This is a genomic window from Pseudomonas sp. DD1 (genome assembly GCF_044510355.1).
Taxonomy (GTDB): domain Bacteria; phylum Pseudomonadota; class Gammaproteobacteria; order Pseudomonadales; family Pseudomonadaceae; genus Aquipseudomonas; species Aquipseudomonas shahriarae.
Genome location: NZ_MSAJ01000011.1, coordinates 335,900 through 351,036, shown reverse-complemented (window position 1 = coordinate 351,036; position 15,137 = coordinate 335,900). Strand labels below are relative to the sequence as shown.

Here is a 15,137-nt window from a genome sequence, read left to right as displayed (position 1 = left end):
CGTTATGTCGCAGTAGCTGCGTTAACTTACTTGGGCATTGCCCAGGACTGTAGCTGATAGCCTTCGCCATTGAGTTCGGCGCGGGCTTGCAGCAGCAGGGTTTCCAATTGTTTTGGATCGGAATAGGTGCTGCAAGGAATCTGTTTGCGCCCGATGCGGTTTTCGGTGCGGTCGATCACGGTCAGGCTCAGCTCGCCAGTACCGTCTTGTGGGGCCCAGGCCACGCAGTGAAAGGGTTGGAAAGCACGGTCTGCGATCAAAAGAGCTTCGTTGATACGGAGCGGGGCGTTCATGGGGTCTTCTCTCTAAGTGCCCAATCAAAAGATGTGCCGTCGGTTGGGCTTACCGTTCGGCTAGTACCTGTACTGATGCACGATGACGGGGTACGGGTCACATGCTAAAACAAGAAAATTCAACTTTTCGTGATTAACGTCATGTAAGCGGCGCTTTTGAAAGGCGTGGAAAGATTCAAATCGCCGCACTAAAGCGGGTTGATAGCCAAATGCCGTATCCCGAGAGCTTTTATCGCGAAACGATACAAGCGTAGTGTCAAGTTCTTGCTAGGGTTATGAGCAGCTCACCCAAACTGTTGTTTCTAAATAACTTTAATGTTTTTGACGCCAAGGAATAGTCATGGTTGTTACACCAGCCCTGCGTCGCTTGCTTGTGGTCGATCCCTGTGACGACTGCCACCAGTTATTGCCTGGTTTGCGGGCGGCTGGATGGGCAGTGGACAGCTGTGCCCTGGATGCCTTGGGCGATCGCACCTGTGACGTCGGATTATTGCGACTCCAGGCCAAACACCTGGAGCGACCCGAGGCGGTCAAGGAGCTGATCAGTCGCAGCGGTACCGAATGGATCGCCGTGCTCAGCCCCGAGATGCTGCGCCTGCAGAACGTCGGCGACTTTGTCTGTGAATGGTTTTTTGACTTCCATACCTTGCCGTTCGATGTGGCGCGCGTCCAGGTCACCCTGGGCCGAGCCTTTGGCATGGCACGCTTGCGGGGTAAAGGCTGCGCCTATGTGACCGAGCCCGAACATGAACTGTTGGGTGACAGCCGGCCAATCCGCGAACTGCGCAAACTGCTGGCGAAACTGGCCCCTACCGAGTCGCCGATTCTGATCCGTGGCGACAGCGGCACCGGCAAGGAACTGGTGGCCAAGACCTTGCACCGGCAATCCCAGCGGCACGCCAAGCCATTCGTGGCGATCAATTGCGGGGCTATTCCGGAACACCTGATCCAGTCCGAACTGTTTGGCCATGAAAAAGGCGCATTCACCGGCGCCCACCAACGCAAGATCGGGCGCATCGAAGCGGCCAATGGCGGCACCCTGTTCCTCGACGAAATCGGTGACCTGCCGATGGAGTTGCAAGCCAACCTGTTGCGCTTTCTCCAGGAAAAACATATCGAGCGTGTCGGTGGCAGCCAGCCGATCCCGGTGGATGTCAGGGTGTTGGCCGCGACGCACGTCGATCTGGAAGCGGCCATCGAAAAGGGCACCTTTCGCGAAGACTTGTACTACCGGCTCAATGTCCTGCAAGTGGTCACCGCACCGCTGCGTGAGCGCCATGGCGATGTGGGGATGCTGGCCAATCATTTTTCCCGGTTCTACAGCCAGGAAACCGGGCGCCGTCCGCGCAGTTTCAGCGAGGACGCGCTGCTCGCCATGGGCAAGCATGGTTGGCCGGGCAATGTGCGCGAACTGGCCAACCGGGTGCGGCGCGGCCTGGTCCTGGCCGAAGGGCGGCAAATCGAAGCGGCCGACCTGGGTTTGCAAAGCCAAAAGGCAATCGCGCTGCCCATGGCTACACTGGAAGACTATAAGCACCGCGCCGAACGCCAGGCGCTGTGCGATGTGCTGAACCGCCACAGCGACAACCTGAGTGTTGCCGCCCGGGTGCTGGGGGTTTCCCGGCCTACCTTCTACCGGTTACTGCACAAGCACCAGATCCGCTAGGGCGGGTAAAAAAAGCCCCGTCGCGACCCTTATCGCGGCGGGGCTTTTCCTTATCTCAAACTCACCACTCCCTGTAGGCGCGTTTAGAAGTAGTACGGGAATTTCAGGCTGAAGGTGAAGTCCGGTGCGTCATCTGTCATGCCGATGGCCAGGTTGGGCACGATGGTCAGGTTTTCGCTGGCGGCAATGGTCATGCCGACGTTGAAGTAGCCCGCGTTGGCGTCACTGGACACAACCGACTGCCAATCGCCACCGTCGGGTTTGAGCTTACTCTTGCGCTGGATCAGGTCAGACACCGAGAACGACATACTCATACGCTCGTTCAAGGCAAATGCCACGCCGACACCGAACTGGAAGCTGTCGCCCAGGCGTACCTTGCCGCCGACTTTTTCGTTGACCGTGGAGCTGATGTCGTCAAACGAATCTTCGAAGTTGTGGGTGTAGGAGAGCGAGCCGAACAGCACGGCTGGATCGAAGGTCTTGACCAGGGAAATCCCCGGGGTCACCGACCAAACGCCATTGCCGGTTGGCAGGTTCTCCGGCACATAGAGGTTGGTGTTGGAAGGCGAGCGTACCAGCTTGATACCGAACGGTTCCTTGCCGGTCGGCGCCTTGACCCGTACCGAGAGTACGGCGTCCGGCAGGGAGGGGGATTCATCGAGGAACTTGTAGGCAACCCCGAAGTTGACGTCGCCGATGGTCGGGTCGCGACTGACCGACTCCTCTGAAGTCGCGGTCCCCGCGCCACCATTGGCGCCCCCGGACTGATAGGTCGATTCGCGGTACACCACGGGGACGTTGACGTCGAACTGCCAACGGTTATCGACGTTGTAGCGGCCCGTCATGTCCAGGGTCCAGTTATCCGCCTTGATGCGATCCAGGTTGATATTGCCGAGGAAGATCGAGTCCAGTGCCAGGAAGCCATTGAGGGTCAATTGCCGGGCATCGTAGCGAGCGTAGGTAATGCCCGTCTCAAAGCTGAACTTGCCATTGCCAAAGAACCCGCTGGCCTCGTTATAGAGGTTGCTGACACTCTGTGCCGGCGCCGAATCATCCTTGAGTGCCTGCCCATAGGAACTGCCGGTTGCACCGCCGGTGCCACTGGCGGCCACCGTACTGCCGCTTTGCTTGAAATCTGCAGGTGACTTGGCCAGGCGCTTGGGCGCGGGTACTGCGGGCTGGTCTTCGACCTGGCGCACCCGTTGCTCCAGGACCGCCAGGGCTTTTTGCTGTACTTCGTAGCGTTGCTTGAGTTCCAGCAGTTCCTGTTTGAGGGTTTCTATATCGGCGTCTGGCGCTGCGTACAACAAGCTCGCGGGCAAGAGCGTACTTAAACAAACAACGGCGCGTAGCGATAACGTTCGATGCATGAAATAAGCCGTCCTTTTCTAATGCGTAAGTGTCGAGGGTCAGCGTAGTTCAATAACCGAGAGTGCGTAGACCCTTGAGTTGGTCCAGGTTGCAGTTCAGTGCCACGTTGTTTAGTCCGTTGCTACCGAGCACGACATTCAGTTGGGTCATGTTATTAACGAAGTTGCTATTGCCTTGCAGAATCGTGCCTTGCAGCACATTGCCGCCGCCGATCTGCTGCACGGCGCTGCCCTGATTATGGTTGGCCTGGATCGCCATCTGCAGGCCGCCGTTATTGGCAGAAACACTCACCTTGCCAGCGGCGCTATTACCAGAGATCGAACCGCCAGCGACCAGGACCTGGCCCGACTGCACCAGATTGGCGGGCGCCAGGCCGTTCTCACTGACATTGATCCCGACGTTGTTATAGGCCGTATTGCCATCGCCCGCGGCGCGTACGGTTTGTGTCACGCCGGCGCCGGTACCCAGCCCGGAGCCGCCGATGACCGTACCGGTCCCCGTGGGGCGGTCGCTGCCTTTGCCGGTCTCGCCGGTAGTCTGCACATAGAACTGCGGCGTGATGGTGGAGGAGTCGATCTGCATGTTGGCCTTGACGGTGCTGGTATCGCCTGCGGCGTTGGTCCAGGTGGTGCTCATCACAATACCGAAGCTGACAATCCGCCCCGGCATGACGAAGCGGCCGCGCAGTTGGGCCAGTTCAGCATCATTTATTTCAATCGGCTTGAACGCCGAGGCTGCATAAGCGGGCATTGAGGCTGCCAGGCACAGGACCGTCAGCCAACGGTAAGTGTTCATCATCTGCTCCTGGAGCTTCCTGCTCCTTATGGCGCTTCTAGAAGAAGTCGCTCTGGATGAAACCGAAGTCCATCAGCTCGGCGTCGCCCACGGGCCGGAACTCGTTCATTTTGCCCTTGGCGGTCAACGGTATCGGCGGATCGAGCAGGGCGTTGGCCTTGTCGTAGCCTTCACCCAGCACCGCAAACACGATGCCGTTCCATCCGGCGAGGAAGTCGTCCCGCGAGTAGCGTTTGTTGCCCAGTACCGGGTCGCCGATATAGATCCAGTCTTTCTCTGCCCGCTGCATCACCACAAAGTGCTTGTAGCCACGGATATCCAGGAGCACCACCACCGGGATCTTCACCGTTGTCAGGGTGTCAGCCCCGATCTTGTAGCCCCTGGCCCGCATGCCAATGCTTTCGAGGTAGCGCTTCATGTCCAGCATGGAAAAGCCCTGGGTGCGTACCAGGTCCTGGTCGGCGTTGACCAGCATGCCCTTGATGACGTGTTCTTCATCAACATCCAGCCAGTAGCCCTGGCGCAGGATGGTGGCGAGTGCTGCGGCACCGCAGCTGAAATCGGTTTTCTGTTCCACCAGGTTGGCGAACCGTCGCTCGCGGATGCTCTCGACCTTCTTGAAAATCACCGCACCGCCGGGCATGGCGGAAATCGCCATTTGCCCAGCCCAGGAAGGGCCGGTGAGGGTTAACAGCAGGCACAGGGTCGCGAGGCGCATGATCGAATGACCGGGTGGGCACGGGAATAAAAAAGGGCCTTGTTGCCAAGGCCCTCTGCGTCAGGTCAGAAGCGTACGCCGCTGCCAGCTGCGCACTGGGTGCAACCGCTGCCCAGGGACAGGGAGTTGGATTGCTGGTTGCCAGAACCCGCGGACACGTTGATTCCGATGTTGCCGGAAGCATTGTTGCCCGAGTGGTTGATGGAGGCATCGTTGTTGACGTAGGTCTTGCCCCAGTTGCCGTAGCCTTTGCCAGCCGAAGCAGTGTTGAGGAAGGTGTTGTTCAACGATTCCTGGCTGGTGACGGCCGCAGCGCCAATGTTTTTGCCATCGGAGGTTACGATTGCCAGGTTGTTTTTCTGCTGGTTGCCTTGGCCTGCGGTGACGTTGACACCCACGTTACCCGAGCTGTTGTTCGCCGAGTTGTTCAGCGAAGCATCGTTTTGCGTGCCTTTGTTGGTGAACTTGTTGTCTTTGGATGTTTGCTCGACGTCTACGATCGCGAAAACCGCCAGGGCGTCCTTGGCAGCACTGCTGGTGATGGCAGCGCTGTTGTCTTGTTGGTTACCACTGCCTGCGGCAACGTTGGCGCCCAGGTTACCGTCGCTGCTGTTCAGCGAGCGGTTGGCCGAGGCGTCGTTGTTGGTTTTGGTGTCGTCGAACTTGTTGTCTTTGCTCAGTTGAGTGTCGGTCACGACGGCTGCCACGGTGCCGCTAGGGGCAGGGGTTGGCTTCCACTTATCTTCACTAGCTTGTGCAGCAACAGCCATGAGCGCAGCCAGAGCAAAAACCAGTGGTTTGAGAGCCATTGTAGGTTTCATGGTGTATCTCCTTGCTTCTAATTAGTTGGTTAAGTGTTGGTACGGCCTAACAAACACCTATCAAGCAGTTACTTGATAGTGATACCGAGGGTGTTAGCCATGCGGTTCCCCACCCCTGCACTCTGATTCACCTGTACCACTCCACGGCTGCCGGTGAAGGCCTGGTCGCTGGTAACGACCTGGCGGCTGCCAGTGGTAGAGGAGGATCGGGAGTCTGGTAGCAGCGTCATGTTCTGTTGCGACAGGACGCTGTCATCAATGCTTTGCGGGCCTGGGTTGATGCTGATCCGCACCGCATTGATTGTCTGGTTGTTGGCCCCGGCCGACTGGTTGACGCCCAGTACACCGTTGCCATTGCTGAAAGATGAACCCTGGATCGCCGCGCTGGCATTCAGGGACGGGTCGACCTGGCCATCGAGCCGCTGCACCAGTACGTCAGTGGATTGGCCACCGACCGTAATCGCACGGCTATTGATCTGTTGTTGCTGGTTGCCGGCGGCCTGGTTGATTGAAGCAACGCCGCTGTACTGCTGGCCGGAGCTGTCGATAAGCGCGTTGTTATTGCTGTCTGCCATCGCGGCGCAGCTACCCAGCACGGCGAGCATCAGCCACGAGCGCTTCATTGCTGGCCTCCCATCAGGCTGCCGATGTTGTTCAGCGGGGCCATGCCACGCTCAATCGTCCCGCTGATCTGTCCGCCCAGGCTGCTGCCACCGCTATGGCCCGCAGCCGCGCCGGCACCCAGCCCGGAGGCGCTGCTGCCATGGGTGGTGCTCAAGCCAGGGAGGGTGCCATTGGGCAGGATGGATCGAGTGATGCTGGAACCACTGCTGACCCCTGCGAAGTCGTTGTCGCTGAGTTCGCCGTTAGTCGTCGAGCGTAGAATCTGCGCGCCAGGATTGGCATTGGCCGTAGTGGGATAAGGATCCGGTCCGAAGGAAGAACGCCCGGCCATATGGCCTTGGACGTTGCGCCCGGTAACGATGACGCCGTTTTCGGCGAGGGCGGGCACGCTCACACTGGCGCTGAGTACACAGCTGATCAGCAGGAGGCTCAGTGAGCCTTGATTGAGAGTTGCCACGGCATCATTCCTTGTTCTGTGACGCTGACCCTAAACAGCGCTGTTAGGAATAGAGCAGGAGCTGTGCCGCTTTTTATATTGACTTGTTTTTCAATGACTTGGGGCTTCTGGCGGGGCGGGCGTAGGGCGAGGTGTATCAGGCCTGAGACGGGACACCGGGGAATGACCGGTACCTGGCATAAGCAGACTGGTGGGAAGAGGGTGTTTCAGCAATGCAACACTATTGATGACGAACCGATGAATCCACAGCCAGAGGGGCGTTGCGCGGTGATGGGTGTTTCAAAAGTGGACAGTGCGGCGCGCACAGTTGCCCGGCAATGCACGCCGTGCTGCCTTGGCGAAGGTCAGGTCTTGGGGACTTTGCGCGGTATCGAGTTGAGAACGGTGTTGCCATCCTGGTTCTGGGTCAGGTAGACCGGCAGTACCTTGGGCAGGGACGACACCAGGTGGGTGACTTCATGGATATCGTAGATCCCGCCAATACGGATATTGCCGGTACCGGTATCGGCCAGCATCACCGGTTTGCTCAGGTAACGGTTGATCAGGGGCAGGGCATCCACCAGTGCCAGGTTGTCGAGGATCAACTTGCCGGTGCGCCAGGCCAGCGCCGGATCATGGGGGTTGAATGCCTGTAGCTGTGGTTGCGCATCGCCCCCGTGGTAACTGGCCTGCATTCCGGGAGTGAGGCTCACGCCGCTGTGGCTGGCATCGCTGCTGATCTTCACCGAACCCTCCAGCAACATGACCCGCACCTGGTCGTCGTATTTCCAGACGTTGAACTGGGTGCCTGTCACTCGGATCTGCCCGGTACCGGCGCGCACCACAAACGGGTGTTCGCGGTCATGGCTGACCTTAAAGAACGCTTCACCTTTTTTCAGGGTGGCCCGGCGCTCATCTTTATAGTTGCTGTAGACCAGCTCGGTGCCCAGGTTCAGTTCCACTTCGCTGCCATCGGCCAGGGTCACCTGGCGCAAGCCGTCTTCGGCGAGGTAATGCTCATAGGAACTGGGCAGCCAACCCGCTTCCCAGCCCGTGAAAGCGGCCAGGGGCAGGGCCATCAACGAGATGGCGGCAGCCACTGCATAGGTGCGCCAGCGGCTGGGTGGCGGGACCTGCACCGGGGGCGGGGAGGGCACGTTGCTGCGTGGCAAATGGTCGGCCACATCCCAGATTTCCAGCATGGCCGCATATTCGAAAGCATGCAGGGGATGCGCGTCGTGCCACTCTTCGAACGCCTGGCGTTCGGCCGCCGTGCAATCAAAAGCATGCAGGCGCATACACCAATGCGCGGCAGCATCGGTGACGGCGTCATATTCGGCTTCTGAAAGGGGCTGCTGGGTCATTGGTGCTTCCTGATTTCCTACATTCTAACCTTCCGGGCAGGGTGCCGAGAACAGCCATCATGGCGAATGAGCATCAATGTGGAACTAATTCGTCCTGCAAACACCCTAAAAATCTGGATCTGTAAGTCATTCTCTATAACGGAGTAAGAAAATGCTGAAGAAAACCCTCACTGCCATGCTTGCCACTGCCACTTTGCTCGGTGCAGGCGCCGCTCTGGCCGACAAGCCGGGAGCCGGCTGGATTACCATCGAGAAAGCCATTGAAACCGCCAAGACCAAGGCCGGTTACATTGAGGTCTACCAGGCCGAAGCGGACGACAACGGTTACTGGGAAGTAAAAGGTCGCAAGGCGGACGGTGTTGTCTATGAGGTCCGCATCGACGGTGCTTCGGGCAATGTGTTGCGTGACCAGAAAGACTGACCCCCCACCGGATCAGTTCATCGAATCCCTTCGATTGAAGGCGTCGGGTCCCACTGACGTCCCGGGCGACTGATCATGAGCGCCGCCGAGTCAACATTCGCTTGCCAGGCGGCGAACTCAGCACATAGACGGAACCGTCGAGCACCCGCTTGACGGTTTCCCATCGTGCCTTTACGGCCTTTTTCCCATTGTGTGCTAACGCTCTCCGGCACTGCCCGGCGTTTGTTAAATAGCGCTGAAGCCGCGTCGGTGGTTGACAGCCCACTTGTCGCGCGTTGTTAATCAACGAGCGAAATCCAGCAGGCTGTTGCCCCCTCCAATAACAATTCCGGAGCTTCAGATGTCAGCCACACCCACCACTGCCGTGACTACTTCAATTGGCTTCACTGAGCTTGTGACGCTGCTCAAGGATATTTTCAGCCGGCATGGCGCCTCGCCTGAGGTTGCCCGCGTATTGGCCGACAACTGCGCCCGCGCCGAGCGGGATGGGGCGCACAGCCACGGGGTGTTTCGCATACCGGGCTATGTCTCGACCCTGGACAGCGGCTGGGTCAACGGCCAGGCGGTGCCAGTGGTCGAGGATGTGGCCTCGGGTTTCGTGCGTGTGGACGCCGCCAATGGTTTTGCCCAGCCGGCCCTGGCCGCCGCGCGCCCGTTATTGGTGGCCAAGGCCCGCAGCGCCGGTATCGCGGTACTGGCGATCCGTAACTCCCATCACTTTGCCGCGTTATGGCCGGATGTCGAACCGTTTGCCGAAGAAGGTCTGGTGGCCCTCAGCGTGGTCAATAGCATGACTTGCGTGGTGCCACATGGCGCCGATCGCCCGCTGTTCGGCACCAACCCCATCGCGTTCGCCGCACCACGTGCCGATGGGCCGCCGATTGTGTTTGACCTGGCCACCAGCGCCATCGCCCATGGCGATGTGCAGATTGCCGCCCGTCAGGGTGAGCGTGTGCCGCCGGGCACCGGGGTCGACAGCCTGGGGCAGCCGACCCAGGACCCCAAGGCGATCCTTGAAGGCGGCGCGCTGTTGCCGTTTGGCGGGCACAAGGGGTCGGCGTTGTCGATGATGGTGGAGTTGCTGGCGGCGGCCCTGACCGGGGGGAATTTCTCGTTTGAATTCGACTGGTCGAACCACCCGGGCGCCAAGACTCCCTGGACCGGCCAGCTACTGATTGTGATCGACCCCAGTAAAACTGCGGGGCAGGACTTTGCCCAGCGCAGCCAGGAACTGGTGCGACAGATGCATGCGGCAGGGTTGCGGCGCTTGCCCGGCGACCGGCGTCATCGCACACGGGCCAAGGCAGAACGGGAGGGGATTATGCTCGGTGGGGGCGAACTGGCCCGGTTGCGCGAATTAGCGCGGGGCTGAAGGGCGGTGCGGGCTGACCCGCACCGACCCAGGCATCCATCAGTTGCGACGGCCCAGCAGCAAGCCAACCACCAGGCCGAAGCCGGCGGAAATGGCTACGGTCTGCCAAGGGTGGCCACCGATATAGGTTTCGGTGGCATCCACCACCGGCTTGCTGCGCTCACGCACGTTGGACACCGAATCCAGGGCTTGCTTGAGTTTGATCGCGACCTGCTCGCGCAGGGTTTCACCTTCTTCTCCCACCAGCGACGCGCTGCTCTTGAGCAGTTTGTCGGACTCTTCGATCAGGGCCTGGAGTTCGCTGAACGCCTGGTCCTTGATTTGCTCTTCGACAGCTTGGGCGGCGGTTTTACGGGCCATTGAGTAGCTCCTTGCGGGTAAGTGGGCAGTGAACAATGGAGTCTTGCAGCAGGCTAAAAGTTGCAGTTTTTTTTCGCCCGGCATCGGGCCGATGAAAAATCCGAATTCGGACCTTTCGACCTACAGTGTAAGATGTCACCTATTTGTGCAGCAGGTAAATCCACATGAGCTTCAATCTGGCCAACAAGCCCCTCGCCGAGCGCGCCGCGCTTGAAGATGAAAAGTCCCGTCTGTATGACCTGTGGCAAAGCAACCTGGGCAAGGCCAAGGGCGAGGGCGCACGGTTGTTTGGCGAGCGCGCCAAGCGCAAGGGTAAATGGGCCGAATGGGTGCGTTCCGAGCTGGACGGCATGTCACCGCCGGAATTTGCCAACATGGTGCGCAGTGAAGTCAATCGCCTGATGGCCGCCAAGTAAGCACGGGCTGATCGGTGCCTACAGGGGTTGTTTCAACCATTCTTCGCGGGTGATTTCCCAGATGTCCTTGGGGAACGCCCCCTCCACGAACTGCCCTTCTTCCGTGCGGATCAAGCGCATCCCGGTTTTTTCGGAAAGCCTGCGTGAGCCCAGGTTCGGCGCTGCCTTGGGCACCCGCAGCACGGGGCGCCCAAGCACCGTGAACCAATACGCGGTCACTGCCGCGCTGGCTTCGCTCATCAATCCCTGGCCCTGCCATTGCGGCGCGAGCCAGAAGCCCCGGTTGTTGTCCAGCTCATCCATCAGGCTCACATTGCCGATCAACTGCCCGGGGGCCTCGCGCAGGCGGATCGACCAATGCCACTCGCGGCCCTGGGCCATGGCAGGCAAGACCACCTGTTCCAGGTAACTGCGCGCACCATCGGCCGGGTAGGGCCAGGGCACCAGGGCATTGAGGTAGCGCACCACTTCCCAGTGGGGAAACTGCTGCTGTATGCCCTCGGCGTCGTCCAGGGTCAGCGGTTGCAGGATCAGGCGTTCGGTGTACAGGGTGGGCAAGCTGTCCATGCTATTTACCAGGTCACGGTGTTGGGCAGGTCCAGGGTGCCACGATCGACAAAGCGCATCGTGCCAAACAACCCGCCCGCCAGCTTGCCGCGCAATACATAGGGCAGGTTGTTCAAACCCTGGGTCTGGCTCAGGCCCAGGGTCTGACGCAACACCGAAAACGCTGAAACGCTGACCGGGACGGTCAGAACGGTCTCGGAAAAGCGCGGGATGGATCCCTGTTGATCACTCACCCCAGCCGCCAGCGGCCGGCCATTGACCTCCAGGTCCAGCGCCACGCCGTTGTAGTCGATCGCGGTTTCGTTGGGGTTCTGCACCCGCAACTTGACCGCGAAGCGCACTTCCAGATCCTGGCTTTGCAGCGGCTCGATTCCCACCACATTGATATGCAGCGGGTCGCGGTTGGGGAACAAAGCGCAGGCGCTCAGGCTGAGCAATATCAGAGACAGGGTCAGGCCGATCAATCTGCGCATAAGGGTTCCTATTTCGTGGGTTCCGGATCCTGCATGACCTTGAGGGTAGAGGCTTCCGGGTCAAATTCATCTTCTTCCAGCTCTATGAACTCTTCAGGCAGGAAAATGTTCAGCAGGATCGCACAGAAGGCACCGACGGTAATCGGCGACTCGAAGATGTTGTGCAAGGCCTTGGGCAGCTCGCGCAGCACTTCCGGTACTGCCGCCACGCCCAGGCCCATCCCCAGGGAAATCGCCACGATCAGCACATTGCGCCGATGCAGGCCGGCTTCGGCAAGGATCTTGATCCCGGCCACCGCCACCGTGCCGAACATGATCAGGGTCGCGCCACCCAGCACCGGCTTAGGCATCAATTGCAGCACCGCGCCAATCATCGGAAACAGACCCAGCAATACCAGCAGCCCGGCAATGAAATACGCCACATAGCGGCTGGCCACGCCGGTCAACTGGATCACCCCGTTGTTCTGGGCGAAGGTCACCATCGGCAGGCTATTGAAAGTGGCGGCCATTACCGAGTTCAGGCCATCGGCCAGCAGGCCGGACTTGATGCGCTTGATATACAGCGGGCCCTTGACCGGTTGCTGGGAAATCATCGAGTTGGCGGTCAGGTCGCCGGCTGCTTCCAGGGGGGAAATCAGGAAGATCACCGCCACCGGAATAAACGCCACCCAGTCGAACGAGAACCCGTACTTGAACGGCACCGGCACGCTGACCAGCGGTACCTGGGGCAATGCCGCCAGATCGACACGCCCCAGCCACCAGGCCACCACAAAACCCAGGGTCAGGCCGATGACAATCGAGCCCAAACGCAGGAACGGGTTATTGAAGCGGTTAAGCACCACGATAGTCAGCAACACCAGGGCCGCCAGCCCCATATTGCCGGCTGCGCCCAGGTCTGCCGCGCCATAGCCGCCGGCCATGTCGGTCACGGCGACCTTGATCAGCGACAGCCCCATCAAGGTGATGATGGTGCCGGTGACCACCGGCGTGATCAGCTTGCGCAACTTGCCGATGAACTGGCTGAGCACCACTTCGATAAATGCGGCAAAAAAGCAGATGCCAAAGATCGTCGAGAGAATTTCATCGGTACCGCCGCCCCGGGCCTTGACCATGAAGCCGGCACTGAGGATCACGCTGATAAACGAGAAGCTCGTGCCTTGCAGGCACAGCAAGCCCGAACCCACGGGGCCGAAGCGCCGCGCCTGGACAAACGTGCCCAGGCCGGAGACGAACAGCGCCATGCTGACCAGGTAGGGCACTTCGCTTTCCAGGCCCAGCACACCACCGACGATCAGGGTCGGGGTAATGATCCCGACGAAGCTGGCGAGCACGTGCTGCAGGGCGGCAAATACCGCAGCGGTGAAGTGCGGGCGGTCTTCCAGACCGTAGATCAGGTCCGATTTATAACGGGGGCGGGGGGCTTGAGCGTCAGACAAGATACGTGCTCGGGTTAGAAAATGGACGCGCAGGATGCCAGAAAGCGTCCACTGTCAAAAGTGTGAAAAAATATTTCTCCAAGCCCCGCAAAAAAACCTCAAGTCTGCCGATACCTCCTATAGGCCCACACAACCTTTATAACAGTGGCGCCGAACCGTTATCTCCGCGCGTTGACGCTGAGTGACCGTGTCGCGGCAAGGACGCTCGCAGCCATCCCTTCTTGAGAGCTTTCCTATGTCCCTCCGTAATTTGAATATCGCACCTCGGGCGTTTCTCGGTTTTGCGTTTATTGCGTTGCTTGTGATTGTTCTGGGGGTGTTTGCCGTCAACCGTATGACGCTGATTCGCCAGGCCGCGCTGGATATGGGGGCTAACCAACTGCCGAGTGTCGGTTACCTGGCCAATATGACCGAGAACGTGTTGCGCCTGCGCATTCTGTCGTTTCGGGTCCTGGTCAATCGCGAACCGGTCGCCCTGCAGGAGGCCCAGGTGCGCATCGGCGTGCTGGTCGACAAGGCGCGCCAGGCCCAGGCGGGTTACGCCGCGCTGCCGGCCGGCGCTGAAGAAGCTGCGCTGTACAAGACTTTTGCCGCCACGCTGGACAACTACCTCAAGGCCCAGGCTGAAATGCTGACGCTGTCCCAGCAGAACAAAGTCGAGGAGATGCGGGCCCTGATCAATAGCCGGATCAAAGACGGTACGGATCAGATGGGCGAGCAACTCAATAAGCTGATTGCGATCAACGCCGCCAATGCCAAACAGGCCGGGGAAGACGCCGGGCGCAGCTACAGCGATGCCATCAGCGGAATTGTCGCGGTGTCGGTGGTGGCGGCGCTGATGACCGTATTGCTTGCCTGGTTGTTGACCCGCAGCATCGTCACACCGCTGCGCAAGGCGGTGGCCGCCGCCGAAACCATCTCCAGCGGCGACCTGAGCAAGGTCATTGCGGACGACGGCCAGGATGAGCCGGCGCGCCTGATCGGTGCCCTGGCTACCATGCAGAACAACCTGCGCCAGACCATCCAGCATATTGCCGGTTCAGCCACTCAACTGGCGTCGGCGGCCGAAGAGCTGAGCGCGGTGACCGAGGAAGCCTCCAAGGGCTTGCAGCAGCAAAACAATGAAATCGACCAGGCCGCCACTGCCGTCAATGAAATGACCGCGGCCGTGGAAGAAGTCGCGCGCAATGCGGTGTCCACCTCAGAAGCCTCGACCCAGTCGAACCAGGCCGCGCGGGAAGGGCGCGATCGTGTGGTGGAAACCGTGGGCGCGATCCAGACCATGACCCAGGACGTGCAGGATACTTCGGTGCTGATCGAAGGCCTGGCGACCCAGGGCCGGGATATCGGCAAGGTGCTGGACGTGATCCGCGCGATTGCCGAGCAGACCAACTTACTGGCCCTCAATGCCGCCATCGAAGCCGCACGTGCCGGTGAGGCCGGGCGCGGGTTTGCCGTGGTGGCCGACGAAGTGCGTGCCCTGGCCCATCGTACCCAGCAGTCGACCCAGGAGATCGAGAAAATGGTGGCCGGGATCCAGAACGGCACGGGGGAAGCGGTGCAGTCCATGCAGCAGAGCAACCAGCGCACCCAAAGCACCCTGGAAATGGCCCGCGCCGCCGGCGTGGCACTGGAGCAGATCACCCAGTCCATCAGCCTGATCAACGAGCGCAACCTGGTGATTGCCAGCGCGTCCGAAGAGCAGGCCCAAGTGTCCCGCGAAGTGGACCGTAACCTGGTGAATATCCGCGACCTGGCGACGCAGTCGGCGGCCGGGGCCAACCAGACCAGCGCCGCCAGTCATGAACTGTCGCGCCTGGCGGTGGATTTGAATGCGATGGTGGCGCGGTTTGTGATCTAAGCAGGGAGGACTTGGGTGGCTGGCATACCGCTATCGCAGGCAAGCCAGCTCCCACATTTGATTGATGGTGTGGCCCAGACTTCTGCCCCGCCGAACATCCCTGTGGGAGCGGGCTTGCCCGCGATAGCGGTATGCCAGCCACT

At 60.1% G+C, this 15,137-nt stretch carries 17 protein-coding genes; 5 read left to right on the top strand and 12 right to left on the bottom strand.

The window, feature by feature from the left end:
• Positions 1–26: 26 nt before the first annotated feature.
• Positions 27–293, bottom strand: coding sequence for a hypothetical protein (locus PSFL_RS09420; protein ID WP_032861167.1), 267 nt, complete (start codon positions 291–293; stop codon positions 27–29).
• 340 nt (positions 294–633) lie between these two features.
• Here PSFL_RS09420 and PSFL_RS09415 point away from each other — a divergent pair, with 340 nt between their 5' ends.
• Positions 634–1,959: a sigma-54 dependent transcriptional regulator gene (locus tag PSFL_RS09415; RefSeq protein ID WP_170059197.1), complete on the top strand. Its 1,326-nt coding sequence runs from the start codon at positions 634–636 to the stop codon at positions 1,957–1,959.
• 83 nt (positions 1,960–2,042) lie between these two features.
• On the opposite strand, the gene PSFL_RS09410 is transcribed toward PSFL_RS09415, so the two are convergent.
• From PSFL_RS09410 to PSFL_RS09380, 7 genes are all read right to left on the bottom strand, one after another.
• Positions 2,043–3,329 carry a hypothetical protein gene (locus PSFL_RS09410; protein ID WP_115128291.1) on the bottom strand — a complete coding sequence of 429 codons (1,287 nt, stop codon included), beginning with the start codon at positions 3,327–3,329 and terminating at the stop codon, positions 2,043–2,045.
• 49 nt (positions 3,330–3,378) lie between these two features.
• Positions 3,379–4,125, bottom strand: coding sequence for a hypothetical protein (locus PSFL_RS09405; RefSeq protein WP_057436717.1), 747 nt, complete (start codon positions 4,123–4,125; stop codon positions 3,379–3,381).
• Between the two features lie 37 nt (positions 4,126–4,162).
• The gene (locus PSFL_RS09400) at positions 4,163–4,843 is read right to left on the bottom strand and encodes a C39 family peptidase (protein WP_057436715.1); all 681 of its coding nucleotides are present in this window, start codon (positions 4,841–4,843) and stop codon (positions 4,163–4,165) included.
• Positions 4,844–4,908: 65 nt separating this feature from the next.
• A complete protein-coding gene (locus PSFL_RS09395) occupies positions 4,909–5,664 on the bottom strand; it encodes a hypothetical protein (RefSeq protein WP_057436713.1) in 756 nt (251 codons plus the stop codon).
• Positions 5,665–5,732: 68 nt separating this feature from the next.
• Positions 5,733–6,287 carry a hypothetical protein gene (locus tag PSFL_RS09390; protein WP_057436711.1) on the bottom strand — a complete coding sequence of 185 codons (555 nt, stop codon included), beginning with the start codon at positions 6,285–6,287 and terminating at the stop codon, positions 5,733–5,735.
• Complete coding sequence (locus tag PSFL_RS09385; protein ID WP_057959431.1) at positions 6,284–6,745, bottom strand: hypothetical protein; 462 nt, start codon at positions 6,743–6,745, stop codon at positions 6,284–6,286. The genes PSFL_RS09390 and PSFL_RS09385 overlap by 4 nt, the downstream gene beginning before the upstream one ends.
• A 344-nt stretch (positions 6,746–7,089) precedes the next feature.
• Positions 7,090–8,088 carry a FecR family protein gene (locus PSFL_RS09380; RefSeq protein WP_057436707.1) on the bottom strand — a complete coding sequence of 333 codons (999 nt, stop codon included), beginning with the start codon at positions 8,086–8,088 and terminating at the stop codon, positions 7,090–7,092.
• A 151-nt stretch (positions 8,089–8,239) separates the two neighbouring features.
• On the opposite strand from PSFL_RS09380, the gene PSFL_RS09375 reads away from it, so the two are divergent.
• Together PSFL_RS09375 and PSFL_RS09370 are read left to right on the top strand one after the other, a co-directional pair.
• On the top strand, positions 8,240–8,509 hold the full coding sequence (locus PSFL_RS09375) for a PepSY domain-containing protein (protein ID WP_057436705.1): 270 nt from the start codon (positions 8,240–8,242) through the stop codon (positions 8,507–8,509).
• 340 nt (positions 8,510–8,849) lie between these two features.
• Positions 8,850–9,881: an Ldh family oxidoreductase gene (locus tag PSFL_RS09370; RefSeq protein ID WP_115128290.1), complete on the top strand. Its 1,032-nt coding sequence runs from the start codon at positions 8,850–8,852 to the stop codon at positions 9,879–9,881.
• Between the two features lie 39 nt (positions 9,882–9,920).
• Here PSFL_RS09370 and PSFL_RS09365 read toward each other — a convergent pair whose 3' ends face one another.
• Positions 9,921–10,241, bottom strand: coding sequence for a YqjD family protein (locus PSFL_RS09365; protein ID WP_057436701.1), 321 nt, complete (start codon positions 10,239–10,241; stop codon positions 9,921–9,923).
• A gap of 164 nt (positions 10,242–10,405) precedes the next feature.
• Here PSFL_RS09365 and PSFL_RS09360 point away from each other — a divergent pair, with 164 nt between their 5' ends.
• Positions 10,406–10,657, top strand: a complete 252-nt coding sequence (locus PSFL_RS09360; RefSeq protein WP_038441493.1) for a hypothetical protein — start codon at positions 10,406–10,408, stop codon at positions 10,655–10,657.
• An 18-nt stretch (positions 10,658–10,675) separates the two neighbouring features.
• Here the strand turns inward: PSFL_RS09360 and PSFL_RS09355 are convergent, their stop codons facing one another.
• The 3 genes from PSFL_RS09355 to PSFL_RS09345 are packed head-to-tail and all read right to left on the bottom strand — an operon-like array spanning position 10,676 to position 13,133.
• The gene (locus PSFL_RS09355) at positions 10,676–11,224 is read right to left on the bottom strand and encodes a GNAT family N-acetyltransferase (RefSeq protein WP_397469944.1); all 549 of its coding nucleotides are present in this window, start codon (positions 11,222–11,224) and stop codon (positions 10,676–10,678) included.
• A gap of 5 nt (positions 11,225–11,229) precedes the next feature.
• On the bottom strand, positions 11,230–11,697 hold the full coding sequence (locus PSFL_RS09350) for an LEA type 2 family protein (RefSeq protein WP_115128288.1): 468 nt from the start codon (positions 11,695–11,697) through the stop codon (positions 11,230–11,232).
• Positions 11,698–11,705: 8 nt separating this feature from the next.
• The gene (locus PSFL_RS09345; RefSeq protein WP_057444103.1) at positions 11,706–13,133 is read right to left on the bottom strand and encodes a nucleobase:cation symporter-2 family protein; all 1,428 of its coding nucleotides are present in this window, start codon (positions 13,131–13,133) and stop codon (positions 11,706–11,708) included.
• Positions 13,134–13,368: 235 nt separating this feature from the next.
• On the opposite strand from PSFL_RS09345, the gene PSFL_RS09340 reads away from it, so the two are divergent.
• Complete coding sequence (locus PSFL_RS09340; RefSeq protein WP_120733202.1) at positions 13,369–14,994, top strand: methyl-accepting chemotaxis protein; 1,626 nt, start codon at positions 13,369–13,371, stop codon at positions 14,992–14,994.
• Positions 14,995–15,137: the final 143 nt, after the last annotated feature.

Bases quoted from the DNA above. Each gene is read 5' to 3' on its own strand.
- PSFL_RS09420 (WP_032861167.1), bottom strand. From the start codon at position 293: ATGAACGCCCCGCTCCGTATCAACGAAGCTCTTTTGATCGCAGACCGT.
- PSFL_RS09415 (WP_170059197.1), top strand. From the start codon at position 634: ATGGTTGTTACACCAGCCCTGCGTCGCTTGCTTGTGGTCGATCCCTGT.
- PSFL_RS09410 (WP_115128291.1), bottom strand. From the start codon at position 3,329: ATGCATCGAACGTTATCGCTACGCGCCGTTGTTTGTTTAAGTACGCTC.
- PSFL_RS09405 (WP_057436717.1), bottom strand. From the start codon at position 4,125: ATGAACACTTACCGTTGGCTGACGGTCCTGTGCCTGGCAGCCTCAATG.
- PSFL_RS09400 (WP_057436715.1), bottom strand. From the start codon at position 4,843: ATGCGCCTCGCGACCCTGTGCCTGCTGTTAACCCTCACCGGCCCTTCC.
- PSFL_RS09395 (WP_057436713.1), bottom strand. From the start codon at position 5,664: ATGAAACCTACAATGGCTCTCAAACCACTGGTTTTTGCTCTGGCTGCG.
- PSFL_RS09390 (WP_057436711.1), bottom strand. From the start codon at position 6,287: ATGAAGCGCTCGTGGCTGATGCTCGCCGTGCTGGGTAGCTGCGCCGCG.
- PSFL_RS09380 (WP_057436707.1), bottom strand. From the start codon at position 8,088: ATGACCCAGCAGCCCCTTTCAGAAGCCGAATATGACGCCGTCACCGAT.
- PSFL_RS09375 (WP_057436705.1), top strand. From the start codon at position 8,240: ATGCTGAAGAAAACCCTCACTGCCATGCTTGCCACTGCCACTTTGCTC.
- PSFL_RS09370 (WP_115128290.1), top strand. From the start codon at position 8,850: ATGTCAGCCACACCCACCACTGCCGTGACTACTTCAATTGGCTTCACT.
- PSFL_RS09365 (WP_057436701.1), bottom strand. From the start codon at position 10,241: ATGGCCCGTAAAACCGCCGCCCAAGCTGTCGAAGAGCAAATCAAGGAC.
- PSFL_RS09360 (WP_038441493.1), top strand. From the start codon at position 10,406: ATGAGCTTCAATCTGGCCAACAAGCCCCTCGCCGAGCGCGCCGCGCTT.
- PSFL_RS09355 (WP_397469944.1), bottom strand. From the start codon at position 11,224: ATGGACAGCTTGCCCACCCTGTACACCGAACGCCTGATCCTGCAACCG.
- PSFL_RS09350 (WP_115128288.1), bottom strand. From the start codon at position 11,697: ATGCGCAGATTGATCGGCCTGACCCTGTCTCTGATATTGCTCAGCCTG.
- PSFL_RS09340 (WP_120733202.1), top strand. From the start codon at position 13,369: ATGTCCCTCCGTAATTTGAATATCGCACCTCGGGCGTTTCTCGGTTTT.